The 24,391-nt window shown below is 74.8% G+C and carries 20 protein-coding genes; 4 read left to right on the top strand and 16 right to left on the bottom strand.

From position 1 onward, the window contains the following. The first annotated feature begins 12 nt into the window (after window positions 1-12). Window positions 13-2,130 (top strand): SpoIIE family protein phosphatase, encoded by a 2,118-nt coding sequence (locus WDZ17_RS01550; RefSeq protein WP_339573371.1) that lies wholly within the window; start codon window positions 13-15, stop codon window positions 2,128-2,130. 54 nt (window positions 2,131-2,184) lie between these two features. Here the strand turns inward: WDZ17_RS01550 and WDZ17_RS01545 are convergent, their stop codons facing one another. Both WDZ17_RS01545 and WDZ17_RS01540 read right to left on the bottom strand, forming a co-directional pair. Further along, the gene (locus WDZ17_RS01545) at window positions 2,185-3,948 is read right to left on the bottom strand and encodes a putative bifunctional diguanylate cyclase/phosphodiesterase (protein WP_339573370.1); all 1,764 of its coding nucleotides are present in this window, start codon (window positions 3,946-3,948) and stop codon (window positions 2,185-2,187) included. Between the two features lie 163 nt (window positions 3,949-4,111). Next, window positions 4,112-4,930 carry a CPBP family intramembrane glutamic endopeptidase gene (locus tag WDZ17_RS01540; protein WP_339573369.1) on the bottom strand — a complete coding sequence of 273 codons (819 nt, stop codon included), beginning with the start codon at window positions 4,928-4,930 and terminating at the stop codon, window positions 4,112-4,114. Window positions 4,931-5,053: 123 nt separating this feature from the next. On the opposite strand from WDZ17_RS01540, the gene WDZ17_RS01535 reads away from it, so the two are divergent. Further along, entirely contained in the window at window positions 5,054-6,661 is a 1,608-nt protein-coding gene (locus WDZ17_RS01535) for a gluconokinase (protein WP_339573368.1), read from the top strand. A gap of 45 nt (window positions 6,662-6,706) precedes the next feature. Here WDZ17_RS01535 and WDZ17_RS01530 read toward each other — a convergent pair whose 3' ends face one another. The 3 genes from WDZ17_RS01530 to WDZ17_RS01520 form a co-directional block, all read right to left on the bottom strand. Next, a complete protein-coding gene (locus tag WDZ17_RS01530; protein WP_339573367.1) occupies window positions 6,707-7,876 on the bottom strand; it encodes a 3-dehydroquinate synthase family protein in 1,170 nt (389 codons plus the stop codon). A gap of 178 nt (window positions 7,877-8,054) precedes the next feature. After that, the gene (locus WDZ17_RS01525) at window positions 8,055-9,710 is read right to left on the bottom strand and encodes a fucose isomerase (protein WP_422631782.1); all 1,656 of its coding nucleotides are present in this window, start codon (window positions 9,708-9,710) and stop codon (window positions 8,055-8,057) included. Window positions 9,711-9,757: 47 nt separating this feature from the next. Next, on the bottom strand, window positions 9,758-10,675 hold the full coding sequence (locus tag WDZ17_RS01520; protein WP_339573365.1) for a substrate-binding domain-containing protein: 918 nt from the start codon (window positions 10,673-10,675) through the stop codon (window positions 9,758-9,760). 101 nt (window positions 10,676-10,776) lie between these two features. Between WDZ17_RS01520 and WDZ17_RS01515 the strand changes: the two genes are divergently transcribed. Beyond that, entirely contained in the window at window positions 10,777-12,021 is a 1,245-nt protein-coding gene (locus WDZ17_RS01515; protein ID WP_339573364.1) for an ROK family transcriptional regulator, read from the top strand. Here WDZ17_RS01515 and WDZ17_RS01510 read toward each other — a convergent pair. Genes WDZ17_RS01510 through WDZ17_RS01480 form a run of 7 tightly spaced genes read right to left on the bottom strand, consistent with a single transcriptional unit; the run spans window position 12,006 to window position 18,690 of the window. Then, on the bottom strand, window positions 12,006-13,151 hold the full coding sequence (locus tag WDZ17_RS01510) for a Gfo/Idh/MocA family protein (RefSeq protein WP_339573363.1): 1,146 nt from the start codon (window positions 13,149-13,151) through the stop codon (window positions 12,006-12,008). The genes WDZ17_RS01515 and WDZ17_RS01510 overlap by 16 nt on opposite strands. Then, complete coding sequence (locus WDZ17_RS01505; RefSeq protein ID WP_339573362.1) at window positions 13,148-13,462, bottom strand: EthD family reductase; 315 nt, start codon at window positions 13,460-13,462, stop codon at window positions 13,148-13,150. Before WDZ17_RS01505 ends, WDZ17_RS01510 begins: the two co-directional genes overlap by 4 nt. Next, entirely contained in the window at window positions 13,459-14,361 is a 903-nt protein-coding gene (locus WDZ17_RS01500) for a phosphoenolpyruvate hydrolase family protein (RefSeq protein ID WP_339573361.1), read from the bottom strand. The genes WDZ17_RS01505 and WDZ17_RS01500 overlap by 4 nt, the downstream gene beginning before the upstream one ends. Window positions 14,362-14,367: 6 nt before the next feature. Then, a complete protein-coding gene (locus WDZ17_RS01495; protein ID WP_339573360.1) occupies window positions 14,368-15,630 on the bottom strand; it encodes a Tm-1-like ATP-binding domain-containing protein in 1,263 nt (420 codons plus the stop codon). Further along, entirely contained in the window at window positions 15,627-16,463 is an 837-nt protein-coding gene (locus WDZ17_RS01490; RefSeq protein WP_339573359.1) for a carbohydrate ABC transporter permease, read from the bottom strand. The genes WDZ17_RS01495 and WDZ17_RS01490 overlap by 4 nt, the downstream gene beginning before the upstream one ends. Next, window positions 16,460-17,389, bottom strand: coding sequence for a carbohydrate ABC transporter permease (locus WDZ17_RS01485; protein ID WP_339573358.1), 930 nt, complete (start codon window positions 17,387-17,389; stop codon window positions 16,460-16,462). The genes WDZ17_RS01490 and WDZ17_RS01485 overlap by 4 nt, the downstream gene beginning before the upstream one ends. Then, window positions 17,386-18,690: a sugar ABC transporter substrate-binding protein gene (locus tag WDZ17_RS01480; protein WP_339573357.1), complete on the bottom strand. Its 1,305-nt coding sequence runs from the start codon at window positions 18,688-18,690 to the stop codon at window positions 17,386-17,388. The genes WDZ17_RS01485 and WDZ17_RS01480 overlap by 4 nt, the downstream gene beginning before the upstream one ends. A gap of 187 nt (window positions 18,691-18,877) precedes the next feature. On the opposite strand from WDZ17_RS01480, the gene WDZ17_RS01475 reads away from it, so the two are divergent. Next, window positions 18,878-19,957: a LacI family DNA-binding transcriptional regulator gene (locus WDZ17_RS01475; protein WP_339573356.1), complete on the top strand. Its 1,080-nt coding sequence runs from the start codon at window positions 18,878-18,880 to the stop codon at window positions 19,955-19,957. On the opposite strand, the gene WDZ17_RS01470 is transcribed toward WDZ17_RS01475, so the two are convergent. From WDZ17_RS01470 to WDZ17_RS01455, 4 genes are all read right to left on the bottom strand, one after another. Next, complete coding sequence (locus tag WDZ17_RS01470) at window positions 19,891-20,937, bottom strand: glycoside hydrolase family 172 protein (RefSeq protein ID WP_422631781.1); 1,047 nt, start codon at window positions 20,935-20,937, stop codon at window positions 19,891-19,893. The two genes, WDZ17_RS01475 and WDZ17_RS01470, sit on opposite strands and share 67 nt — an antisense overlap. A 46-nt stretch (window positions 20,938-20,983) precedes the next feature. Continuing rightward, window positions 20,984-21,715 (bottom strand): carbohydrate ABC transporter permease, encoded by a 732-nt coding sequence (locus WDZ17_RS01465; protein WP_422631780.1) that lies wholly within the window; start codon window positions 21,713-21,715, stop codon window positions 20,984-20,986. Window positions 21,716-21,866: 151 nt separating this feature from the next. Next, window positions 21,867-22,832 carry a carbohydrate ABC transporter permease gene (locus WDZ17_RS01460; protein ID WP_339573353.1) on the bottom strand — a complete coding sequence of 322 codons (966 nt, stop codon included), beginning with the start codon at window positions 22,830-22,832 and terminating at the stop codon, window positions 21,867-21,869. After that, complete coding sequence (locus WDZ17_RS01455) at window positions 22,829-24,187, bottom strand: ABC transporter substrate-binding protein (RefSeq protein ID WP_339573352.1); 1,359 nt, start codon at window positions 24,185-24,187, stop codon at window positions 22,829-22,831. The genes WDZ17_RS01460 and WDZ17_RS01455 overlap by 4 nt, the downstream gene beginning before the upstream one ends. Window positions 24,188-24,391 lie beyond the last annotated feature (204 nt).

Raw genomic sequence — 24,391 nt, 5'->3', positions numbered from 1 at the left:
AGGATCGCGGCCGTGACCGACACCACCGGACTGGAGGCCGTGCAGCCCCTCGCGGGGGCGGCGCTGCCCCCGGTGGTCCGGGACACCCCCGCCGCGGTGCTCCTCGTCGACCTCGACCGCGGCGAGGTCGTCTACGCCAACGCCCTGGCCCAGCAGCTGTCCCCGGGCACCCGCCTGCCGGCGGGCATCGCGCGGTGGTCGCGCGAGGCCGGGCTGCACGACGGGAGCGGCGAGGACATGGAGGACGGGCCGGCGCCGCTGCGCCGGGTCGCCGCCGGCGAGCCGGTGGCGGGCGAGGCCGTCTCGGCCGCCCGCGGGTCCGACGCCACCACCGCCCGGGAGCAGATGTGGGTCGTCGGCATCCCGCTCACCGACGCGCCCCCGCCGCTCGCCTCGCAGGCGCTCGTCGTGATGCTGCCGCTGCGCGAGCACGCCGCCGTCGCGCGGCTCCAGGAGTCCGGCGACCTGCGGCACCGGGCCGTCATCGCGAGCGACCTGTCCTTCAGCATCAGCGACCCCCACGCCCCGGACAACCCGCTCGTCTGGGTCAACCCCGCGTTCGAGCGCACCACGGGCTACTCCTCCGCCGACGTCACCGGCTCCAACTGCCGGTTCCTCCAGGGCCCGGGCACCGACCGGGACGCCGTCGCCCGCATCGCCCGGGCGCTCGCCGAGGACGAGCCGGTCACCGAGGTGCTGCTGAACTTCCGCAAGGACGGCACGGCCTTCTGGAACGAGGTGGTCATCAGCCCGGTGTTCGACGCGGACGGGCGCCTGACCCACCACGTGGGGGTGCAGTCCGACGTCACCGCCAGGGTGGAGGCGGCGGCGGAGCGCGACCGGGCGCTCGAGGAGGCCCGACGCGCGAACGCCCGGCTCGAGGCGCTGGCGCGGGTGAGCACCGCCCTGGCCAGCCGGCTGGACAGCGACGGCGCGCTCGCCGTCCTGCCCGGCCTGGTGGTGCCCGACCTGGCCAGGTGGGCCTTCGCCCTGGTCGCCGACGAGCCGGGGCGGGCGTCCCGCCTCCACGTCGCGCACGCCGACGAGGCGCTCGCGGCCAGCGCGCAGGCCCTGGCGCGGGAGCCGGGGCACGGGCTGGCACAGCTGCCCGTCCTGTCGGACCTGCTCACCGGTGCGGTGACGACGCCGACGAGCCTGCACGTGGACACGGAGCAGGCCGCCGGCCGGCTCGGCGACGCCGCGGCCGCGCAGGCGCTGCGCGCGATGGGCGCCGGGCGCACGGTCCTGGTCCCGCTGCGCGCCCGTGGCCGCACCACCGCCGTCCTCGGGCTCGTCCTCGGCGACGCGCCGCCCCCGAGCAGCACGGACCTCGCCACGATGGCGGACGTCGGGCTGCGTGCGGGCCTCGCCGTCGACAACGCGCGGCTGTACGAGCGGGAGCACGCGGCGGCCCTCACCCTGCAGCGCGACCTGCTCCCCGACCTCCCCGAGGTCGAGGACTTCGACCTCGCGGCCACCTACCTGCCCGCGGCCGTCGGCGCCGAGGTCGGCGGCGACTGGTTCGACGTCCTGGACCTGCCCGACGGCGGGCTCGGCGTCGCCATCGGCGACGTCATGGGGCACGACCTCCGGGCGGCCGCCGCGATGGGCCAGCTGCGCTCGGTCCTGCGCTCCTACGCCTGGGGCGGGGACGAGCCCGGGGCCGTGCTCCGCCGGCTGGACCTGCTCGTGCGCGGCCTCGGGATGGCCGGGCTGGCCACCTGCGTCTACGCCCGCGTCGTCTGCGCCGAGACGGGTGACGGCTGCGCCGTGACCTACGCGAAGGCCGGTCACCCGCCGCCGATGCTCCGCACGCCCGAGGGCGTCGTCCACCGCCTCGACCAGGCGCTCACCACCCCCATCGGCGTCGCCGGGCCGCGGACGGTGGTCGACCAGGCCGAGGTCGACATGCCGCGCGGCGCCTCCTTGGTGCTGTTCACCGACGGGCTGCTGGAGCGGCGGGACCGCCCCCTGCGGCAGGGGCTCGACGAGCTGGAGCAGCTGCTCGCCGGCTGCCCCGACGACCACGACGCCGCCTCGCTGCGCGACCTGGTGGTGGAGCACTTCGCCGACGGCGGCTCGGACCTCGACGACGACACGTGCGTGCTCGTCGTCCGCCGGCGTCCGTAGCCGCCCGTCACCCCCGGACGACGCCCCGGGAGCCGCCGGGGCCGAGCGCCGTCCTCAGGCGGGGACGCGGACGCGGCGGGCGAGGTCGACCTCGTCCAGCGGGACCGGTCGCTGCAGGTGGTAGCCCTGCGCGGTGTCGCACCCCGCGTCCCGCAGGGCGGCGACCTGGTGGGCGTGCTCGACGCCCTCGGCGGTGACCGCCAGGTCCAGGGCCCGCGCCATGGCCAGGACCGCGTCCACGACCGGCGTGCAGCCCTGCCCCGGGACGACCCGGTCCACGAAGGACTTGTCGAGCTTGAGCACGTCGACGGGCAGCTGGTCCAGCCGCGAGAGCGTCGACCAGCCCGTGCCGAAGTCGTCGACCGCCACCCGGACGCCGGCCGTCCGCAGCTCGCGCAGGGACCGCGTCATGGTCGGGACGTCGGCGAAGGCCGTCTCGGTGACCTCGAGCACGAGGTCGGCGGCCGGGAGGCCGCTGTCGGCGAGCGCGCGCAGGACGCGCGCGGGGTAGGCCGGCTCGGCGAGCTCGGCGGCCGAGACGTTGACGGCCACGCCCGCCCGGGTACCCGTGCGCCGCTGCCAGGCGCGCACCTCGTGGCAGGCCGCGCGCAGCACCCGCGCGCCGAGGAGTTCGACGACGCCGGTCGCCTCCGCCAGGGGCAGGAAGGCGTCCGGCCCCAGGAGCCCGCGGCGCGGGTGCTGCCAGCGCACGAGCGCCTCGACGCCCGCGAGGTCGCCCGTCGCGAGGTCGACGACCGGTTGGTACCGGACGACGAGCTGGCCGTCGGTGATGGCGCGCAGCAGGTCCTCCGCCTCGGGCGTGTCCAGGCTCGCCGGGAGGAGCCCGCGGCGGCGGCGCTTGGCGTCGTAGAGGTCCGCGTCGGCACGCTGGCGCCACGTGGCCGCGGAGTCCGCGGGGTCGAGCACGGCGACGCCGAACGAGGCCCGCTGCCCCTGGGGCAGGTCCGCGACCGCGGCGGCCAGACGATGGCGGACGCGGCCCTCGGCGCCCTCGGCGACCCAGACGAACTCGTCGCCGCCGAGCCGGGCCAGCAGCCCCTCGCCGTCGAGCCCCGCCCGCAGGTGGCGCGCCACGGCGACGAGGCGCGCGTCCCCCGCCGCGTGGCCGTGGACGTCGTTGACCTCCTTGAAGCCGTCGAGGTCGAGCATCGCGAGCGCGACGTCGCCCGCGCGCCCGGCGGCGACGTCGGCGTCCAGGCGGCGCTCCAGGGCCCTCCGGTTGGGCAGCTGCGTGAGCTCGTCCACCTCGGCGCGGACCACGGAGCGGCTCACGACGGCGCCGATGAGCGAGGTCGCCCCCAGGGTCGCGAGCAGGAGGGCCGCCTCCGCCACGAGGGGCGGCCCCGGCCGCACGAGGAGGAGGGCCCCGACGACGGCGAGGACGGCGACCAGGTGGACGGTCGCGGCCAGGCGCCGCAGGAGGATCGCGCCGGGGAGCACGGCGAGGACGAACAGGCCCGTCGTCGCGACGAGGCGCGCCTCGTCCCCGGTGATGTCGAGGGCCAGGACGGCGAGGACGACCTCCGCGGCGACCACGGTCGCCCGCAGCGCCCGCCACCCCACGACCGACCGCCGGCGCAGCAGCACCAGTCCGGCGGCACCCCCGGCGAGCGCGGCCGCGGCGGTCAGCGCCCTCGTCCGCCCCTCGCCGGGGAAGACCGTGCAGAGGGTGGCGAGGGCGGCGCACAGGAGCAGGACCACCGCGGCGGTGCCGACCACGAGCGGGCCGGGACCCGCGCCCGCCTCGTCCACGCCCGCCCCGGGGCGCCGGGAGCGCACCTGATGTCGTCGCCGCACGCCGCTACCCTCCCAGCCTCCGGCCATGTCGTCACGCGTCGTGTTCGAAAACGCCCCAGAGTGATGACGCGCCGCCACGTCCCGCCGGCCGCGGACCACCCGGACGGAGCAGCGGACCACCGCCGCCGCGGTGGCGGCGGGGGGCGCGTGGAGGCGGGGGGGCTCAGAGGTACGGCCGCACGGCGGCGTAGCCGACGAACGCGACGGCGTCGATGAGCGTGTGCGCGACGACGAGCGGCATCACCCGGCCCGTGCGGCGGTAGACGAGCGCGAAGACGACGCCCATGACGGCGTTGCCCACGAAGGGTCCGACCCCCTGGTACAGGTGGTAGCTGCCCCGCAGCAGCGCGCTGGCGGCGATGGCCGCGACGGGGCCCCAGCGCAGGTCGTGCAGCCGCCGCAGCAGCCATCCCACGACGACGACCTCCTCGAGGACGCCGTTCTTGACGGCCGAGAGCAGCAGCACCGGCACCGTCCACCAGTACGTGTCGAGCGCGGCGGGGTCCACGTCGGCGGTGACGCCGAGCGCCCGGCCGGCGAGGTAGAGCCCGAGCCCGGGGACGCCGATCAGCGCGGCCAGGCCGAGGCCCTGCAGGAGGTCGCGGCCGGGGCGGCGCAGGTCGAACCCGAGCGAGCGGGCGGCCGCCCGCGGGGTCCACCCGCGGCTCCACCCCAGCAGCGCCAGCGCCAGGACGACCGGGACGAGCGCCGTCGCCGTCGCCAGCAGCTGGTAGGTCAGGTCGAACCACGGGCGATCGCTGCGGGAGGCGTTGAGCGTCGCCGTCGCCTCGCGCAGGGGCCCCCGGGTCAGCGTGCCCACGAGGCTCACGACGGCGTAGACCGCCGAGGCGCCGAGGCTGAGCGCCAGGACGAGGAAGACCTCCAGGCGCAGGCGCGAGCGCTCCGGCGCCGACGGGCGCGGGGCCGGCGGCGTGCCGCGCAGGGGTCGCCCGGCGTCGACCGGCGGCTCGGGGACGACCATGCGGCGCAGCGTAGGCAGCAGCCCCCCGGCGGCCGGGGCGCGGTCCGTCGGCGGGGCCCGGCCCGCGCGCCGGCCCCCGGCAGGACGCCGACCGGGCCGGTCGCGTGCGCCAGGATGGCGGTCGTGCCCTCCCCCACGACGAGCCCCCCGCCCGCCACGGACGCCGCGGGGGGGCGACCGCTCGTCCTGGGGGTGGACCTCGGGACGACGGCGACGAAGGTCGCCGCCTTCACGACCGCGGGCGACGCCGTCGCGGAGGCCGAGGTGGAGTACTCCCTCGACGAGCCGGAGCCGGGCTGGGCCGAGCAGGACCCCGCCGCGATCCTGGCCGCCGCGGCCGAGGCCGTGCGCACCGTGGTGCGCCGGGTGGACGGCGCGGGCCGCGTCGTCGGGCTCGGCGTCAGCGGGGCGATGCACAGCCTCATCGGGGTGGACGCGGACGACGTGCCCCTGACGGCCGTCGTCACCTGGGCCGACCGACGCGCGACGCCGCAGGCCGACCGGATCCGGCGGGGACCCGGGCCGGGGGTGCACCGCCGGACGGGGACGCCGGTGCACCCCATGTCCCCGCTGCCGAAGCTCGCGTGGTTCGCCGAGGAGCGCCCGGAGGTCGCCGCCCGCGTCGCGCACTGGGTCGGCATCAAGGAGCTGCTGCTCCACGCCTGGTCGGGCGAGTGGGTGGTCGACCACTCGATGGCGTCCGGCAACGGGCTGCTCGACCTGCGCACCCTCGACTGGGACCCCGAGGCGCTCGAGCTGGCGAGCACCACCCCGGAGCAGCTGCCCCGTCCCGTCCCGGTGACGCACCGCCTGCGCCTGATGCCCGGGGTGGCCGACGACCTCGGCCTCGGGCGCGACGTCCCGCTCGTCGTCGGCGGCGGGGACGGCCCGCTCGCCAACCTCGGCGTCGGCGCGGTCCGCCCCGGCATCGCGAGCGTCTCCATCGGCACGAGCGGCGCCCTGCGCGTCGTGGTCGACCGCCCGGGCGTCGACCCTGCCGGCCGCACGTTCTGCTACGCGCTCACCGACGACCTGTGGGCCGTCGGCGGGGCGATCACCAACGGCGGGGTCGTCCTGCGCTGGGTCGGCGACGCGCTCGCGCCCGACATGGAGCTGCTCGCCGACGAGCTGGGCGACGAGCCCGAGGAGGCGCTCACCGACCTGGCGGCGCTGGCCCCGCCCGGCTGCGGCGGCCTGCTGATGCTCCCCTACCTGCTGAGCGAGCGGGCGCCGTACTGGACGTCGCTGCCGCGGGGCGCCTACGTCGGCCTGCAGCGCCACCACGGCCGCGAGCACCTCGTGCGCGCGGCGCTCGAGGGCGTCTGCCAGCAGCTCGCCCTCGTCCTGGCTTCCCTGCGCGAGGCGGGGCACGACATCACCGAGGTCCGCGCGACGGGCGGCTTCGCCCGCTCGGCGGTGTGGCGCCAGATGCTCGCCGACGTCCTGGGGATGGAGATCTCCTTCCCCAGCGGGACGCAGGGCTCCGGCTACGGCGCCGCCGTCATCGCCATGACGGCGCTCGGGCTCGTGCCGAGCGTCGAGGTGGCCGCCGACCGCGTCGAGGTCTCCGACGTCGTCCGGCCGGACCCGGCCGCCGCGGCCCTCTACGCGCGACTGCTGCCCGTGCACGCCGGCCTCTACGCGGCGCTCGAGGGCACCTTCGAGGCGTTGCGGGACCTCGACGACGACCTGCCGGTCGACCTCGACGACTGGTCGTCCGCGCGGAGCTGAGCGGCGTCGCCCGCCGTCCGCGGGGGCATCGGCGGGGCCGCGCCGTCAGACCGGCCGCAGCACCGCGTCGACCGCCTCGTGCACGACCCGGGTGGGCACGGGCATGAGGGGCCGGCCCCGCTCGTCCACGAGCGGCCGGCCGAGCGCGCCGAGCAGCACCATCGGGACGACGTCGTCGCCGATGCCGGGCAGGTAGCCGCGCTTGTTGTCACGCAGCAGCAGCCGGTGCACGAGGGCGCGGTCCAGCACCGGCCGTTCCTCCTCACGCACCCCCAGCGGGGCCAGCACGCGGGCGTGGGCGTCGACCGCCGCGCCGTCCAGGTGGCCGAGGCGCTGGGCGACCTCGGCCGCGACGAGCATCCCCCAGCCCACCGAGGCCCCGTGCGACAGCGCACCGCGGGAGGCCAGCTCGACGGCGTGGCCGACGGTGTGGCCGTACTCGAAGACGAGCGCCTCGCGGCGCTCGTGCGGGTCGGCGGCGAGCAGCGGGGCCTTGGCGTCGACCCCGATCTGCAGGAGCCGCGCGAGCGCGTCGGAGGAGTCGTCCGCCATCTCGGCCACCGCGGTGCGGAGGTCCTCCTCGCGGTCGGGCAGCACGGCGAGGACGTTCTTCGCCATCTCGGCCGTGCCCGTGAGCAGCTGCCGCGCGTCGACGCCGCGCAGCCAGCCCAGGTCGCACCAGACCGACGCGGGCGTCCAGAAGGTGCCCACCATGTTCTTGCCCGCGGAGAGGTTGACCCCCTGCTTGGCGGACAGGACGGCGTCGAAGGCGGCGACCGGCGTCGTCGGCAGGTGCACGAGCGGCAGCCCGCGGAAGAGCGTCGCCGCGACCATGCCCGCGACGTTGCCGACGAGCCCGCCCCCGAGCGCGACGACGGTCGAGCCGCGCGTCGCCCCGCCCGCGACCGCCTGCTCCGCCAGGTCGAGGACCGTGCCGAGCGTCTTGCGGTCCTCGCGGGCGGTGCAGGCCAGCGCCGCGACCGGCAGCCCGCCCGGCCGGGACGCCGCGAGCCCGTCGGCGACGCGTCGCGCCAGGTCCTCGGCCACGGCGTCGTGCACGAGGACGACGCGGTCGGCGCCGCGCAGCTCCTCGCCGAGCAGGCTCACCAGCTCGTCGGTGCACCCGTCGCCGTAGGCGTAGGGGACGACGTCGTCGCCGAGGGCGAACGACGTCCGGTGCACCCGTGCGGTGCTCCGGTCGGTGGTGGCGCTCATCGGGTCCTCCCGCGCTCGGTACCGCCCGTGCCGGAGGGCTCGGCGGGTGCTCCTGGCGTGCGCGGGCACGGTAGTCGCGCGACCTGACAACCGTCGCCATGGGTCCGCTTGTCAGGACATGCACGACCGACCGTCCGTCGTCAGCACCTGGACCGGGCACCGTCCACCGGTCCGCACGTCAGCGCCCGAGGTCCACGTCCCCCACGAGGTGCACTCGCACGCCGAGGTCGCGGAAGACGGCAGCCTTCGCGAGGAGCGCCCGGTCAGCGGACACCTCGTCCTGCCCGTACGCGACGGTGAGGTGGTTGGCCTTATGCCGCGCCATGAACTGGTCACGGGACACGCCGTGCAGCACCGCGTGCATGATCGGCCACTCCCGGTTCGTCGCCTCGAGCCGGCGGGTCGTCTCCTCCTCCGGCAGCTCCACGGCGCTCGCCCGCCCGAGATCCACGTGCAGTGCGCCGTCCATGAGGAAGACGCGGGACCAGACGACGGGGCCGGGTCGGCTGACGCCCGAGAGCGTCCCTCCGCCCAGCGGGAAGAACATCGGTGGCTGGCGCATGCTCCAGGACCGGTCGTACCCCCCGTGGTGGGAGGCGGGCACGGAGCCGGAGATCTCGAGGACCCAGACGAAGCGGCCGTCGTGCTCGGCGCCCCACCGGACGTCGTGCAACGTCGTCGCCGGGTCGAGGCCCATGGCGGACCAGACGCGGTTGGTCACGAGCGCGTCGACGGCCACCCCCTCGTCGACCTCGTTGAAGTGCGGCAGCGGAACGCCGGCGTAGAGCTCGCGCGCGCCGTCCCGGCTGCGCACGGGCGGGCGGGACACGTTGTTGAGCAGCCCCTCGGCGAGGTCGCTCGCCGGGACGACGTCCTTGAGCCCCTGCTGGTACTGGATCCCGACGGCGTCCAACCCGAAGTCGTCGGCGATGCGCAGCGCCGCCACGTACATCGTCAGCTGGCTCAGGACCTGGGCGTCCGTGAGCTCGGTGGCCTCGTCCGTCCCCGTGCGGAAGTCGAGGCCCGCGTCGTCCAACCACCGGCGGACGGCGGACGCCTCCTCGTCGGTCACCCGACCCATCTCGGCGACCAGCGCGCTCTGCGAGAGGCGCTCCTTGTAGATGCCCAGCGGGTTGAGCAGCTCGTCGTCGATGATCGCGTTGTACATGCCCATGCAGCCCTCGTCGAAGACGCCGATGATCGCCTTCTCCTCCCGGAGCTGGCGTCCGAGGGCCCGACCCAGGTCCACCTCCGCGCAGGCCGGGAGGTCGCCGAGGTCCCGGACGTGGCTGAGGTCGTGCTCCACCCGGCCTGTCTCGAGCCACTCGCGCAGCCGTCCGAGCGCCCAGTCGTCCGTGAAGTCCTCGCTCCAGAGGACCGAGTGCGAGATGTCGGCCTTCGTCAGGCTCGCGGTGAGGTTGAGCAGGCCGACCAGGCCGGGGAACTCGCCCTCCCAGTTGGCGACGAGCAGCACGGGCCCGCGGTGGTCGCGCAGCCCGGCGAGCACGTGGTGGCTGTACTGCCAGACGGCCTCGACGACGACGAGCGGCGCGTCGAGAGGGATCCGGCGGAAGACCTCGATGCCCGCTCGCTGGCTGTCGACGAAGCCGTGCCCCTTGTCCGGGTCGACCGGGTGGCCTCGCTCGACCGTCCAGCCGAGCCCACGCACCGCCGTCGCGAAGAGCTCCTCGAGCCGTTGCTGCGCGGGCCAGCAGGTGATGTTGGCGGTGGGGCGCAGGTCGCCGCTGGCCACCGTGTACACCGTGCCGGGCTTCGCGTCCGGGCGCTGGAGGGCGGTCGGCAGGGTGTAACGGGCAGCGCTGTCGGTCGACATCTCGTCCTCCGGTCGGGTGGTGGGGTCCAGGTGCGGCGGTGTCCCGCTCACGACCTTCCTCGGCGCCCCGGGGCGCCGGAGACCGCAGCGGCCCACACGCTGCCGCCGCTGGAGGCGCGCACGACCAGCTTGACGCCGAGCACCTCGTGCACCGGCTCGGCGCGCTCACCGCGGCACCGCTCCAGCAGCAGGTGCACGGACCTCTCCGCGAGGCGGCGGACGGGCTGGGCCACCGACGTCAAGGGCGGGTCGACGCACGCGCTGTAGAAGGGGTCGTCGACCGTCGCCACCGCGACGTCCTCGGGGATCCGGCGCCCTGCCGCGCGCAGGGCCTGGACGACGCCGACCGCGACGAGGTCGCTCGCGGCGACGACCGCCGTCAGCAGCGGGTCGCCGGCGAGGAGCGACCGGGTGGTGCACCTCCCGCCGTCCACCGTGAAGGGCCCGGAAGCGCTCCGGGGCTCCCTGCCCGCAGCGGCGACCGCTACCTCGTAGCCACGCAGCCGGCCCGCGGCGGTGGCGACGTCGGCCGGGCCGCCGACGAACGCGGTCGCCCGGTGCCCGAGCGAGAGCAGGTGCGCGGTCGCCACCCGTCCCGCCGCCTCGTCGTCCACCCGGACCGAGTCGGCGCGCAGGTCGGCCACGGGGCGGTCGAGCGCCACCACGGGGACGCCGCCGTCGAGGACCGTCCGGACGTCGGTGCCGTCGTCGCCGGTGGGGACGAGGACGACACCGGCCACGCCGTCGTCGACCAGCCCCCGCAGGCAGCTGCGCTGCCGGGCCGGGTCCTCCCCCGTGCTGCCGATGACCACCCGGTGGCCGGCGGCGGCCGCCACCTCGCCGATGCTGTGCGCCAGCTGCGCGAAGTGGGGGTCCGCGATGTCGGCGACGACGACCCCGACGACCGCCCGGTCGGCGAGGCGCGGGGCGGGGTGGGCACGCAGGGCGGTGGCATCGCTCGGCACCCGAGCCCCCTCCGTGGTGAGGAATCGATTTCTGAGAACCGTAGGACGACGGCGGAGGACCGTCAAGACCCCGGGAGCCGTGTCGGAGAGGATGGGCGGCTGTGACCGCCTCGGCCCCGCGCACCACCGCCCGACCACAGCTCGCCGTCGACGGCGCCGGTCGGCTGCTGCAGCTCGTGCGGTCCGCGTCGGCGACGACGGTCTCCGAGCTGGCGGCCGCGGTGGGCGCCTCGCGGTCGACGGTCCGCCAACGCCTCGACCTCCTCGTCGAGCACGGGCTCGTCGTCCTCGACGGCCCGCGCTCGTCGGCGCGGGGGCGTCCCGCCGCGCACGCGTCTCTGGCGCCGGGCGGCGCCGTCGTGCTCGTCGGTCAGGTGGGGCTCTCCGGCTCTCGCCTCGCCGTCGTCGACCTCGCGGGCGAGGTGCTCGCCCACGCACTCGTCGACGGCGACGCGGCCGACGGCGCCGACGCCGCGGTCGCCGACGTCGTCGCGGGTCTCGAAGGGCTGCTGCGCACGCTCGGCCGGGGTCTCTCGGAGGTCGCCGGGATCGGCCTCGGCCTTCCCAGCCCCGTCGAGCTCGAGGACTACGCGGACGCACCCGCGGGCACGGACCTCAGTTGGGGCCCCACCCACCAGCGCCTCCTGCGCGAGCACTTCGACGCGCCCGTGCACCTCGACCGCGACGTGAACCTGCTGGCCCTCGCCGAGGAACGCCGCTCCTGGCCCGACGCGGAAGTCCTCGTGTGCGTAAAGCTCGGCACGCTCGTCGACGCCGCCGTCGTCGTCCGCGACGTGCCGTTGCGCGGGGCGAGCGGGCGGGCCGGGCACCTCGGCGGGGTGCGTGGCCTCGCCGCCGAGGCCGGCGGGGCCGCGCTCGTGCGGCGCCTGGCGGCCGAGGGGCTGCCCGTCGCCGACGTCGCGGACGTGGTCGACCTGGCGCGACGGGGGTCCGGCCCCGCGAGCCGGGCGGTCCGGGGCGCGGGCGCGGCCGTGGGCCGGGCGCTCGCCCCCTCGGTAGCCCTCCTCGACCCGCAGGTCGTCGTGGTGTGGGGCTACCTCGCCGAGGCCGAGGAGCACCTGCTGCCGGGCCTGCGCGAGGGGCTGCGGGAGGCGCTGGACGACGCCCGGAGCACGGACGCCCCGGGCTGCGAGGTCGTCACCGCGCGCCTGGGGGCGCTGGCCGGCGTCCGTGGGGCCGCCCGGCTCGTGCTCGAGCACGTCCTCGCCCCCGACGTCGTCGACCGCTTCCTCGTCACCGGCTCCTGGCTGGCGGCCGCCCCGGTCGTGGCGCCGCCCGGGCGCGGGGAGGGCCTCGAGGCGCCGGCCCGTCAGGAGGACCGGTAGTCCGGCACCTCCACCCACCGCCCGCCCTCGAGGGCCGAGGTGTGCGCGCAGACGCCGGGCGCCGTCCACGCCGCGGCGGTCCGGGCGTCCACGGCGGCGGGACGACCCTCCACGGCGCTGCGGACGAACTCGTCGACGAGGAAGGGATGGGACCCCCCGTGGTCGGCGCCGACCCGCGTCGGTGCGGGCGCTCCCGGCAGGTGGACCTCCGTCGGCCGGACGAAGGGCCGCAGCGGCTCGGGCAGGAGCTCGGGGCGGTCGCGAGGGGCCAGCCGGCGCGTCACGACCCGGTTGCCCCGCGAGCCCGGCGCCGGACCTGACATGTCGTGGACGGTGAGGTCGCCCTCGTTGTCCTCCGGCCACTCCACCCCGCGGCGGTCGCCGTAGAGGCAGAAGCCCTCGACGTAGCTGCGCGCGGTCTGGAAGAAGGAGACCGTCACGTCCGCGAGGACGTCGCTACCGCGCAGGGCGAAGAGGCCGGCCTCGGCCGGGAACGGGTTGTCGAAGCCGCCGGTCCGGCGCTCCGGAGTGAGACGACCGGCACCGCGGGCGCTGACGCGCTCGACCGTCGTGCCGAGCAGGGACAGCACCGGGGCGAGCGCGTGGGTGGCGTAGTGCATCGGCGGGAATCCCTGCCAGTACACGGGGAAACCGTCGAGCTGCTGGAGGTGGCACCCGCGGTACAGCGTCGGCTCGCCGAGCTCGCCGCGCTCGTGCATCTCCCGGACCGCCAGGAGCTCGCGGGCGTAGACCGTCGTCTCCATCATCATGTAGGAGCGTCCGGACGCCCGCTCTGCCGCGACGAGGCGGTCGAGGTCCTCCAGGCTCGTGGCGGCGGGTACGGCGCTGGCGCAGTGCTTGCCCGCCTCGAGCACGGCGACCGCCAGGTCCGCGTGCAGCGGCACGGGCGCGAGCAGGTGCACCGCGTCCACCCGGGGGTCCGCGAGCACGTCGGCGACGTCGGCGCAGCCGGGGCCCAGCCCGAAGCGCTCTGCGGCCGCCGCGCGCCGCGCGGCGTCCGGCTCGACGAGGACGACGTCGGCGACCTCGGGATGCCGCCGGTAGATCGGGACGAACTCCGCACCGAAGCCGAGGCCTGCGACGGCGACGACGAGGCCGGCGCCGCTCACAGCGCGACCTCCTCGACGTCCCCGCGCAGGAAGTCGACCGTCCCGGTGACGAAGCGCTCGAGGTCGTCCCGGGCGGCGCGGCCCTCGGGCGTGGCGAGCACCCGGTCCATCGCCTCGGCGCTCTCCGCGGTCAGCTCGGCCACCAGCGCGTACCGGCCGTCCCCGTCGCCACCGCGGTCCAGCCAGACGAGGTCCCACCGGGTCAGCCCGGCCATGGCCCGGGCCAGCGGCACGTGGTGGTCCTCGTAGTAGCGGCGGAACGCGGCCGGGTCCTCGGGCGCCCCGTAGACGATGACCATGCGGTGGCTCACGAGCCGCCCCCGCGCCCGGCGGGCATCCCGATCTCCGTGAAGCTGCGCATGTGGTCGACCATGGCCGTCTCGGTGGGGAGCCTCTCCATGCTCGAGGCGCCGAGGAAGCCGACGACCTCGGGCACGTCGGCGATGACGGCGGCGGCCTCCTGCGGGCCGTGGACCGGGCCGCCGTGGCAGACGACGAGCACGTCCGGCCGCGCCGAGCGCGCCGCGCGGGCGAGCTCCCCCACCTTCGCCTTGGCCTGCTCCAGCGTCATCGCGGTCTGCGCGCCGACCATCCCCGAGGTCGTCAGGCCCATGTGGGCGACGACGACGTCGGCACCGGCGGCAGCCATGGCCTCCGCCTCGTCGGGGTTGGCCACGTAGCTGGCGGTGAAGAGGTCGAGCTCGCGCGCCGTCGCGATCATCGCCACCTCACGGTCGAAGCCCAGCCCCGTCTCCTCCAGGTTCGCCCTGATGACGCCCTCGAAGAGGCACACGGTCGGGTAGTTCTGAACCCCGCAGAAGCCGGCGTCGCGCACCTGCCGGAGGAAGACGGGCATGAGCCGGAAGGGGTCGGTCCCGCAGACGCCGGCGACGACCGGCAGGTCGCGCACGACCGGCAGCACCTCCTGGCCCATCTCCATGACGATGGCGTTGGCGTCCCCGTACGGCATGAGACCGGCCATCGAGCTGCGGCCCGCCATCCGGTAGCGGCCGGAGTTGTACACGACGACGAAGTCGAGACCCGCGGCCTCGGAGCACTTGGCGGACAGGCCTGTCCCCGCGCCGCCGCCGATGATCGGCGACCCCGCGGCGACCTTGGCCCGCAGCCGCTCGGCCAGGCGTCGCCCCGGCGGCGCGGCGCCGTCCCGGTGCGCCCGCTCGTCGGTGGGTCCGTCGGTCTCTGCTGCCATCGCGTCTCAGCTCCTCGGTCGGTGGTCCTGCTCGACGGTCCGCGCCAGCGCCGCGGCGACGGCGGTGGCGAAGACCGGGTCGTTGACGTCGCCCTCGTGCAGGTGGACCTCCACGCGCGGAGCGAGACCGTCGCGCAGGGCGTCCACCAGCGCCGCGTCGGCGTCGGGGTCGTGGAAGGGCCCGCCGGGGACGGACAGCTCGGACCAGCCGCCGAGGGGCACGTGCACCTCTACCGGACCGGTGGCGCGGTTCAGCTTCTCCGCGACGACGGCGCCGATCGCGGCGCACTCCCGGGCGTCGGTGCGCACGAGGGTCACCGCAGGGTTGTGGACGTGCAGCCGGCGCCCGGCCACCGCCTCCGGGAGTGTCTCGCGGGGGCCGAACTTCACCATGTCCAGCCCGCCGGTGCTCACCACCTGGGGGACGCCCCGCTCCCCCGCCGCCTCCATCCGGCCTGGGCCGGCGCTGAAGGCCCCCCCGCACACCTCGTCCGCCACCTCGCCCGGCGTGAGGTCCGCCACGGCCGTGACGAGGCCGGAGCGCACGAGCGCCTCGAGGCAGCGGCCGCCGGTCCCGTTGGCGTGGAACGCGTGGACCTCGAGGCCGCGGCGTCGGAGGTCGCCGGAGACGGCGACCGTCCCGGCCGTCGTGACCCCGAGGACCGAGCACGCGACGACGTCCGCCGGCACCGGCGCCGTGGGCGGGGCAGCGACGGCACCGAACACCATGCCGGCGCACGCGTCCGCCGCCCTCGCCAGCACGACGGCGCTGATGGAGTCGACGCCGGTGAGGTCGACGACGGAGTGCATCATCACGAGGTCGCTCGTCCCCACGTACGGCCGCGTGTCCCCGGCGACGACGGTCGAGACGAGGACCTTCGGGCACCCGAGCGGGAGCGCTTGAGCGCAGCGGCTCATGACGTGCGCCGCGCCGGACCCACCCGCCACCAGGAGGCCGTGCAGCCTCCCCTCCGCGTGCATCCGGGCGACCACGGCCGCAGCCCCCCGCGCCATGGCGGTGACGGCCGCGCCGCGGTCGCCGGCGGCCACGAGGGCGTCGAGCTCCGCGCCAGCGGCGGCCGCGACGGCACGCCGGTCGACCTCGACGTCGGCGCGCACCGGGCCGAGGACCCCGACGTCCACCACCGCGGCGCGCACGCCGGAGGACTCGAGACGGTCCCGCAGGTGCTCGTACTCGGCGGCCTTGGTGTCCAGCGCCCCCACGAGGACGACGACGGGCCGCTGCCCGTCCGGCTCCGCCGCCGTCACTTCACCGCCCCCAGCGACAGCCCGCTGCGCAGCCGTCGCTGCGAGAGGACGAAGACGACCAGCAGCGGCAGCGAGGTGAGCACAGCCAGCGCCATGAGGTCGTTCCAGTTGGCGGCGTAGGTGGTGTTCTGCTGCGCCAGGAGGCCGGAGACCGGCGGGACGACGCCGAGGGGCAGGAAGTTGATGGCGTAGACGAACTCACCCCAGGCCGTGATGAAGATGACGCTCATCACCGTGAAGATGCCGTTCGAGAGCATCGGCACGGTGATGAGCCGGAAGCTCTGCACGGTGGACGCGCCGTCGATCTCGGCCGCCTCGTAGAGGCTCGGAGAGATGGCCAGCGCGAAGGGGCGCAGCAGCATGACCCCGAAGGGCAGGAGCAGGGCGATGTCGGCGAGCACCAGCCCGGCGAGGTTCCCGAGCAGGCCCCACTGCGCCAGCACGCTGAACAGCGGGATGACCGTCATCGGCTGCGGCACCATCTGCAGCACGAGCAGGACGGCGAGCCCGACCGCGATGACCCGCTCCCACACCGGCGAGATCCGCCGGGCCAGCGCGAAGGCGGCGGGCACCGCGACGACGAGGACGACGAGCGTCACGAGCACCGCGATCTGCAGCGACGTGGCGATGGCCTCCAGCCCGTCCCCCACGACGTCCCGGTAGGTGTCGAGCGTGGGGGTGAAGAGCAGGGCGTTGGGCGACCGCAGCACCTCGGGGCCGCTCTTGAGCGACGTCACCACGACCCAGGCGAGCGGGACGAGGTAGGCGAGCGCGAGCACGACGCGCAGCACGGCGAAGAGGCCCTTCGTCGGGCCGCTGACGAAGCGGTTCACGCGTCCCCCTCCCGCCGGAGGCTGCGCACGTACGGCACGGCGAGGGCGACGACGACGGCCATCGCGACCACGGCGACGGTCGCACCGGTGCTCATGTCGAAGTCGGTGAAGGCCGCGTAGTAGGACTGCACCGGCAGGGTGTTCGTGGCCGTGCCGGGTCCGCCCTGGGTGAGCACGTAGAAGTAGTCGAAGCTCTTGAAGGCGTAGAGCACGGTGAGGATGCCGAGGATCCACAGGGTGGGCCGTAGGAGCGGCAGCACCACCTGCACCTGGGTCCGCCAGTAGCCGGCCCCGTCGATGGCCGCCGCCTCGACCACCTGGGGGTCGACCGCGAGCAGGCCGCCCCGCAGGATCAGGGCCGAGAAGGGCAGCGCCCCCCAGGCGATGACGGCGGTCACGCTCCACAGCGCGAGCCGCGGCTCCGAGAGCCAGGGGACCGGCCCCACCCCGACCAGGCCGAGGACCGCGTTGACCAGCCCCGTGTCGTCGAGGAGGAAGCGCCAGGTGCTGCCGCTGACCAGCGGGGGCAGGGCCCAGATGAAGACCATGACGCTGAGGACGAGGGAGGTCACGCGCCCCTCGAAGGACAGCAGGGACGCCACGACGAAGCCCAGCACGAGGTTGCTCAGGAGCAGCACGGCCGCGACGGCCACCGTGCGCAGCAGGGAGCGCCAGACCTCCGCCCCGCCGAGGACGTCGGCGTAGTTGTCGAGGCCCACGAAGTCCCAGGGTCCGATGATGGTGGCGGGGCCGACGTCGCTGAAGGACATCTGGACGAGCACGAGGAGCGGGTAGGCGCCGAAGACGACGAGCAGCACCGCCGTCGGCAGCAGGAACACCACCGGCGGCCGGCGGCGGACGCGTCCGGGACGCCGCCTCGGGGTCCTCGTCGCCGCGGGGAGGGTGCGCCCGCCGAGCGTGGTCACGAGCACGCCTCCCCGCCGACGACGTCGCCCTCGGACCGGGCCTGCCCGATGTCCGCCACCGCCTGCCGCGCCGCCGCGCGGCCGCCGAGCTGGCCGGAGACGGTGGCGCTGACGGCCTCCCCGAGCGCCGTCTGCATCTCCGCGGTGCTCGTGTTGTCCGGCCACTCGGCCGTGCTCCGGGTCGCGCGGACGAAGGGCTGCACGTCCGGGTCGTCGGCGAGCTGCGGGGAGTCCGCCAGGTCGGCGCGCAGGGGGATGGAGCCGGCCGCCTCGTACAGGGACAGCAGGCCGTCGCGGGAGAGCACCTCGTCCTGCAGGAACTCCCAGGCGAGGTCGGGGTGCTCGCTCGTCGCGCCGATCGCGAAGCCCTCCCCGCCGGGGTAGACGGTGCTGGAGCCGTCCGCCGGTGCCGGGTACTGCGCCGTCACGTAGCCGAAGTCGGCCGACCCGACGTTGCCGAGCTGCCAGTTCCCGTTGAGGGCGAAGGCGTAGCGCCCCGTCATGAACTGCTGCCAGGAGGCGTTCTGGTCCCAGGTGGCCGCCGCCTGCGGGACGTACCCGTCCCGGGCCCAGTCGGCGAGGCGCGTGAAGCTGTCGACGACCTGCGGTCCGGAGAAGTTGCAGTACCCGATGCCCTCGCCCAGGAGCTCGGGGGCGAAGAGCCACGCCCCCTCCACGGACGGTGCCGCGGACAGGGCGAGCCCGCCGTCACCGCCGTCGGTGACCGCGGCGAGGTCCTGGGCGAGCTCGGGAAGCGTCGCGGGGGGCTCGGTGATCCCGTACCGACCGGCCACGTCCGTGTTCATGTAGAGGCCCAGCAGGTTGTTGTACGGGAGCAGGTCGTAGACCGCGTCCCCCGAGCGCCAGACCGCGGAGGAGGGGAACTGGTCCGCGTCGGCGTAGTCGTCCCAGTAGGGGGACAGGTCCAGCATCACGCCGGCCGACGTCAGGGTCGGGTAGTCGACGACGATGTTGTTGATGAAGAGGTCCGGGGTGGTCCCCGTGACGGTCGAGGCGAGCAGCCGCTGCACGTGCTGGCTCCCGACGGTCTCGACGAGCTGGATGTCGACGCCGGGGTGGTCCGCCTCGAAGTCGGCGACCTGCCGCTCGAGCCACTCCTGCTGGGCGCCCTGGAAGTAGTGCCAGAAGGTCAGCACGGTGTCGCCCGAGCCGGCCTCGGCACTGGAGAAGGTGCAGCCGGTCGTCCCGGCGGCGACGGCCGCGAGCGCGGCGGTGAGTCGGACGAGGGCCGACCGGGTCGAGGTACGGGGGCGCGCTCGGCGCGCTGGGGTGACAGGCATGAGCTCCATCGCTCCTCTCGGTCGGGCAGGACGGTAGGCCTCTTTACGTCGGTCGTCAACGTAATCTTCGACCACCTCTCCGGGGTCGAGGTCCTCCCGCGAGAGCACCTGCCCCCTGCGGGCACTCAGTACGCTCGGTGGCCGATCACGCCGTCGTGGACCGCGAGGGCCGGAGGGGGAGGTGGGTGTGACCAAGCTGTCGGACGTGGCGCGCATGGCCGGCGTCTCCCCCGCGACAGCCTCGCGCGCCCTCAACGGCGTCAGCACCGTGGACCCGGCGCTCGCGCGCCGGGTGCTCGAGGCCGCCACGTCGTTGGACTACCGGCCCAACGGCGTGGCGCGGAACCTGCGGCGGCGGCGCACCGACGTCTGGGCCCTGCTCATCGCCGACGTGAGCAACCCGTTCTTCACCGCCGTCGCCCGCGGCGTCGAGGACATCGCCCAGGCCAACGGCTACTCCGTACTGCTCTGCAACACCGACGAGGACGCCGCCAAGGAGGCGCAGTACCTCGCCGTCGCCGAGCTGGAGCAGGTCGCCGGCGTCCTCCTGTCCCCCTCGGCGCCCGGGTGCGGCGCCGCCCGGCTCGTCCGGTCGGGCATCCCGGTCGTGAGCGTCGACCGACCGTCGCCCGACGCCGTCGACGCGGTGCTCGTCGACTCGCGGGGGGCGGCCGGGGCCGCCGCACGGCACCTCCTCGAGGAGGGGTGGGGCCGTGTGGCCTGCGTCACGGGCCCCGAGGGGGTGGCCACGGCGGAGGAGCGGCTGCGGGGGTACCGCGACGCCGTGGGGGCGCCGTCGGCCGACGGGTCGCTGGTCCGGAGGGCGCCCTTCACCGTGGAAGGCGGTCGGTCGGCCGCTGCCTCGCTGCTGGACTCCGACGAGCCGCCGGACGCCCTCCTCGTCGCCAACTCGCTCATGGCGCTCGGCGTCCTGCGGGCCCTGGCGGACCATGGGCTCCGGATGGGAGCGGACGTCGGGCTGGTCGCCTTCGACGACGCCCCTTGGAGCACGCTGGTCGAGCCGGCCGTCACGGTCGTGGCGCAGCCGGCCTACGAGCTCGGGACGCGTGCGGCGCAGCTGCTCCTGGAGCGGGTGCGCGGCGAGGCTACGGACGTCCCCGCACGGACGGTGGTGCTCGACGCGCGGCTGCTCGTGCGGGGCAGCTCCCGCCGACCCGCAGGGGTGGATGCGCGGACGTGTCAGAGCACCTCCATCTCGTCCACCCCCGGCGCTGACGGACGCGACGTCGACGTCCGGTCGAGGTAGAGGAAGGCCGTCGAGGCGATGTCGTCGGCGAGCGGCAGGTACCGGCCGCCGGAGCGCCAGCCGAGCGCCTGGACGTCCACCCTCAGCGCGCTGCGGAAGCGCACCGGGTCGGGCAGGTGCCACCGGTACATGCCGAAGCGCTGCTGGCTGCGGTACAACCCGTCCGGCCGGAGCACCTGGTGCAGGCCGAGGTAGGGGGTCGAGTAGGTGGTGTAGCCCTGCCCGGGGACGTCGAAGTTCCAGGCGCCGCCGAAGTAGTCCTCCGTGCCGGTGCCACACACGCTCGCCAGGTCGTCGTCGTCGTCGAGGTAGAACTTCACCTCGCCCTCGCCCCACCAGCCGGAGGAGTTGACGCCCCACGCGAGGTAGGTGCCGACGTAGTGCCCTGCGCCCTCCACACCGTCGAGGAGGACGTGGGTACGCCCGCGCTCCAGGGGGTGGTCGCGGCGCCACTGGGCGTGCAGGTACCCCTCGTGCTCGCCGACCTCCTCCTCCGACCAGGTGACCTGGTAGTAGACGACCGCGGCGTCGGCGCCGAGGTTGTCCAGGGTGATGCGCGCGCCGCGACGGAAGGGCATGCGCCAGTAGCTGTTGAGACCGCCGTGGGGGTTGGCCGCCACGACCTGCGAGGAGAGCTGGGCGAACTCGCCCCAGCCCTGGCCGAAGAAGTCGCCGAGAGGCACCTCCACGGCCGGCGCCGGGTCGCCGTCCCAGTGCATGCGCAGCACGAGCTCGCGCCAGTGGCGCGGGTGCGTCGTCACCCACAGGTGCTGCACGACACCGCTGCCCGTTGCCTCCAGCAGGGGGTGGGTGGCGCCGGGGGCGACCTCGACCGAGGGCGACACCTTCCAGCCCCGACCCAGGTCGCGCGCCGCCGCGGCCCCCGTGCCGTCGGTGGCGCCACCCCCGCCCCCGGGCTCGCCGGCGGGGTTCTCCGGGCTCGCCGACCGCGTCCTGGCGTCAGGACGCAGCGTGGCCATGAGGTCGAGCGGGTTCACGGGTAGCTCCTGCGGGTGGGGAGGCGCCTCACTTGAGGCCGGAGGTCTTGATGGACTCGGTGATCTGCTTCTGGAAGAAGAAGAACAGCAGCATCGTCGGCAGCGCGGCGACGGTGGACGCCGCCACGATGTAGTTCTGGCTGGACGCGTACTGCTGCTGGAAGGTGCTGATGCCCACCTGGACGACGCGCAGGCCGGGGTCGGCGGTGATCGTGAGCGGCCAGACGAAGGAGTTCCAGTTGGCCAGGAAGAAGAAGACCGCCAGCGCCGCGAGGATCGGGCGTGACAGCGGCAGGACGACGCTCCAGTAGATCCGCCAGTAGCCCGCCCCGTCGACGAGGGCGGCCTCCTCCAGCTCCGCCGGCAGCGAGAGGTAGAACTGCCGCAGGAGGAAGATGCCGAAGGCGCTGAAGATGGGCGGCACGATGAGCCCGGCGTAGCTGTCGATCATCCCCAGCGAACGCACGACGACGAAGGAGGGGATGAGGACCACGGGCAGGCTCACCAGGAGGGTCGAGAAGATGACGAGGAACACCGCCTCCCGTCCGGGGAATCGCAGCCGCGCCAGCGCGTAGGCCGCCATCGAGTGGAACAGCAGCGCCGCGACCGTCACCACCGCCGACACCACGAGGCTGTTGAGCATGTACCGGGCGAAAGGGACCTCGGTGAAGACGTAGCGGAAATTCTCCAGCGTCCACGTCGGCGGCAGCAGGGAGGTGCCGTAGATGTCGCCCGCCGTCTTGAAGGCGCTGAGCACCATGTAGACGAGCGGGAAGACCGTCACCAGACCGACGCCCGCGCCGACGAGGAGCAGCACGACCGAGCGACGGGTCCACCGCCTGTCTCCTCGCGCGGGTCCCGCCGTCCGCGCGTCCTCGGACCGCGCCGACCGACCTGTCCGGGCGGCAGCGTCACTCGTCATCGAGCCGACCTCCCCTCGTGAGCTTGAACATCAGCGCCGACCACAGCAGCAGGACCAGGACCAGGACCGACCCGACCGCCGCCGCGTAGCCGTACTCGCCGAAGAGGAACGCCTGCTCGTAGACGAAGTAGACGAGCAGCGAGGTCGAACCCGCAGGACCTCCGCCGGTGAGGATGTAGATGAGGTCGAAGCCACCGGTGATGACGGCGATGGTCAGGGTGATGAGCACGAAGAGCGCCGTGGGGCGCAGCAACGGCCAGGTGATGGAGCGGAAACGCTGCCAGGCGTTCGCGCCGTCGATGCGCGCCGCCTCGTAGTACTCGCCGGGGATGTCCTGGAGCCCGGCCAGGAAGATGATCATGTAGTAACCCATCTGGAACCAGATGCTGATCACCACGACCGTGCCCAGGGTGTACTGCGGGTCGCCGAGCCAGGAGACGTCCCGGACGCCGACCGTCGCGAGCATCCGGTTCAGGATGCCGACCCGGTCGGCGAGCATGAACTGCCACAGCAGCCCGACGACGACGAGGCTCACCACGTAGGGGGCGAACAGCGCGCTGCGGATGGCGCCCATGAAGGGCGCCTTCTGCTGCACGAGGAGGGCCAGCAGCAGCGAGACGACGAAGACGGCGGGCACGAGCACCACGAGGTAGGTGACCGTGACGACCGCGCTCTGCAAGAACTGGGGGTCCCCGACCATGCGGACGTAGTTCGCCACGCCGATGAAGCGGAGGTTGCCGAAGCCGTCGAGGGAGAAGAAGCCCAGGGCGATGGCGAGCACCATCGGCACGAAGACGAAGACGAGCAGACCGAGGGAGTCCGGCAGCAGGAACAGGACCGCGGCGCGCGTCTCCCGGCGCTGCCGGGCGCGGCTCGCGGGCGAGACGCTGCGGCGACGACCTCGCGCCGCCGGCTCGTCGCCTCCGGTGCGGGCTCTCGAGGTGAGGGTGGTCATACCAGGGAACCTCCGTCGTAGGTCCGCAGGAAGGCCTCGACCGCCGCCTGGGCCTCGGCGGCCTGCTCGGCCGGTGAGGCGCCGGCCGCCTGCACCCGTTGGATGGCGTTGGACACCGCCTTGTAGAGGACCGGTGGGTACCGCGGTTCCCCCCTGCCGGTCGGCAGCGCCTGCTCGCGGAAGAAGCCCATGACCGGGTCGTCGTAGACGCCGGCGGCCCGCATCCGCCGGTCCACGGACTGCCGTGGGGGCATGTCCGTCTTGGCCACCGAGCACCACTGCACGAGGCGCTCGACGGAGGCGTCCGAGGTGCTGCCGATGGTCTCGACGACGAAGCGGGCGGCCGCGTCGGGGTCCCGTCCCCGCGCGTTGACGCACCAGGCCCACCCGCCGAGGACCGTCCGGGGGACACCGTCGGGAGGTGTCGGCAGCGTGAAGACCCCGAAGTCGAACTCCGGCTGGTTGGCGCGGAAGTTGGCCACCTGCCAGATCCCCGACTGCCAGGTCGCCGCATACCCCTCGGCGAAGGCGCCGGCGACGTCGCCCGCTGCCGGCAGGGTCCGCGGCGCCACCCCGCGCCGGATCGCGGACCCGAAGAGATCCAGCGCCTGGCGTGCCGCCGGGCTGTCGAAGGTGGCCTGCTGCGTCCGCGGGTCGACGACGTCCCCGCCGCCCTGCCAGAGCCACGGGTACCAGGTGAAGTTCTGGAAGTAGCCGGGCGTCGTCTCGAAGACGAGCCCCGACTGCTGCGGCGTCGTGAGTCGCTCGGCGACGTCGAGCATCGCGTCCCACGTCGTCGGGATGTCACCCTCGCTGAGCCCGGCTGCCTCCCACGCGGGGCGGCTGTAGAACATGACGAGCGGCTCCACCTCCATCGGCAGCGCGTAGACGCCGTCCCCCACGACCCGCGTCGCCAGCACCTCGCCGATGAAGTCGTCGACCGCCTCGGCCTCCATGTACGGACGCAGGTCCAGGAGCGCGCCGCCGTTGTAGTAGCGCAGGAAGTCACCCGGGCTGATGAGGAACACGTCCGGGCCGCTGCCGGAGGCGAAGGCGGTCGCCAGGCGGGTGTTCGAGGGATCGGTGAAGTTGGGGATGAAGACGGGCCGCACCTGCTCGGGGTGCGCGGCGTTCCAGTCGGAGACGGCCGAGAGGAACCACTCGTTCTGGGCCGCGAGGTCGGGCTGGGTCTGCGACTGCGGCGCGTAGAACTGCCAGAACTCCAGCGGTCGGCCGTCGCCTCCCGCGCCGCTGCGGCCACACCCGGCGAACGCCGCGGTCGCGAGGGCACCCACGGCACCACCGAGGACGGCGCGGCGCGTCGGCCCACCGCCCGGGGACGAGCTCGGGGTCATCGTCGACCTCCCGTCGTCGGGTCCGGCAGCGCCGGAGGAATCGATTTCACACGCTAGGACGCCGCCGTGCCGGCGTCAACAGGACGGACGGGGGCCTCCACCCGAGCCCGTCGCCCGACCGGCGGTGAGCGATGTCCTGCACTCCGTTGACACGCCGAGCACCGGCTCCTACGGTCCGAGCAATCGATTGCTCGCCGTCGCAGC

This window comes from Pseudokineococcus basanitobsidens (assembly GCF_037482545.1).
GTDB lineage: Bacteria > Actinomycetota > Actinomycetes > Actinomycetales > Quadrisphaeraceae > Pseudokineococcus > Pseudokineococcus basanitobsidens.
The sequence above is the reverse complement of the archived record's forward strand: the minus strand, read 5'-3'. Positions and strand labels throughout refer to the sequence as shown.

Coding starts and splice junctions, on each gene's coding strand:
- WDZ17_RS01530 (WP_339573367.1), bottom strand. CDS start 7,876: ATGAGCGCCACCACCGACCGGAGCACCGCACGGGTGCACCGGACGTCG.
- WDZ17_RS01540 (WP_339573369.1), bottom strand. CDS start 4,930: ATGGTCGTCCCCGAGCCGCCGGTCGACGCCGGGCGACCCCTGCGCGGC.
- WDZ17_RS01500 (WP_339573361.1), bottom strand. CDS start 14,361: ATGGCAGCAGAGACCGACGGACCCACCGACGAGCGGGCGCACCGGGAC.
- WDZ17_RS01480 (WP_339573357.1), bottom strand. CDS start 18,690: ATGCCTGTCACCCCAGCGCGCCGAGCGCGCCCCCGTACCTCGACCCGG.
- WDZ17_RS01460 (WP_339573353.1), bottom strand. CDS start 22,832: ATGACCACCCTCACCTCGAGAGCCCGCACCGGAGGCGACGAGCCGGCG.
- WDZ17_RS01525 (WP_422631782.1), bottom strand. CDS start 9,710: ATGTCGACCGACAGCGCTGCCCGTTACACCCTGCCGACCGCCCTCCAG.
- WDZ17_RS01455 (WP_339573352.1), bottom strand. CDS start 24,187: ATGACCCCGAGCTCGTCCCCGGGCGGTGGGCCGACGCGCCGCGCCGTC.
- WDZ17_RS01465 (WP_422631780.1), bottom strand. CDS start 21,715: ATGGTGCTCAGCGCCTTCAAGACGGCGGGCGACATCTACGGCACCTCC.
- WDZ17_RS01470 (WP_422631781.1), bottom strand. CDS start 20,937: ATGGCCACGCTGCGTCCTGACGCCAGGACGCGGTCGGCGAGCCCGGAG.